The organism is Geminicoccus flavidas (assembly GCF_009806515.1).
Classification (GTDB): Bacteria; Pseudomonadota; Alphaproteobacteria; order Geminicoccales; family Geminicoccaceae; genus Geminicoccus; species Geminicoccus flavidus.
In genome coordinates this window covers 1-884 of record NZ_WUJP01001128.1, presented here as the reverse complement: position 1 = coordinate 884, position 884 = coordinate 1, and the positions used below count along the sequence as shown (strand labels likewise).

The window sequence follows — 884 nt, the reverse complement described above, 5'->3', positions numbered from 1 at the left end:
CGGCGATCTTGGCTGCGCCATTAGCGCGCTTTTTTTCCTGGACGCGGGCCAGGCAGTCCATGCGGCGCAGGGCGGGCTCGTCGAGCTTCATGGCCAGATCGACCCACAGGTCGACGATGTCCAAGAGCTCGCGCTTGTCGCAAGGCTCGGCGCGCTCGCGCACCCGCTTGAGGGTGAGCAGCGTGGCAAAGCGCTGCTGGTTGTCCTGGACGAAGCGGGCAAGCGTGGCCATGGCCTCGCCTTGCGGGCAGACCAGGTCGACCAGGCCCAGCGCCTTGACCTCCTCGGCCGAGCGCGACAGCCCGTCTTCGAGGACCTGGCGGGCCAGCACCGGGCCCAGCTTGCGCTTGAGGAAGCTGTAGCCGCCCATGCCGGGGAACAGGTTGAACAGGATCTCGGGCAGGCCGAACTTGGTGCCTTCTTCAGCGATCACCAAGTCGTCGGTGAGCATCGCCTCGAAGCCGCCGCCGATCGCATCGCCTTGGATCAGGGCCACGGTCAGGATCGGCAGGTCCAGGCTCACCAGGTTGGCATGGAGGATGTCGATCGCGAGATGGGCGTAGGCGCGCAGGCCGGCCTCGTCCTGCTCGCGGATCATGCCCGTGAAGGTGCAAAGGTCGCCGCCCAGGCTCCAGGCCTTGGGTGCATCCGAGCACCAGGCCAGGTAGCGGAACGGGATCTCCTCGGCGCCAAGCCCGGCATAGAGCTCGACCAGATGGTTCTGCAGGGTCCTCATGTCCTGCATCAGCGCCTGGGTGTAGCAGGCGCGCTCCTGGTGCTTCATCCGGGCGAACAGCACGCCCAAGCCCGCATCCAGCGTCACCGACAGATGCTCCAGCTCCAGTTCCGGTGTGCGCACCCGGCGGCCGCGGAACGGGGTGACG

Annotated in this window: 1 protein-coding gene; it reads right to left on the bottom strand. The window is 67.3% G+C overall.

Annotated elements, in window-relative coordinates; translation table 11 throughout:
- Nucleotides 1-884: crotonase/enoyl-CoA hydratase family protein (locus EQG76_RS31410; protein ID WP_159719128.1), on the bottom strand; the 884-nt coding region annotated here is incomplete at both ends.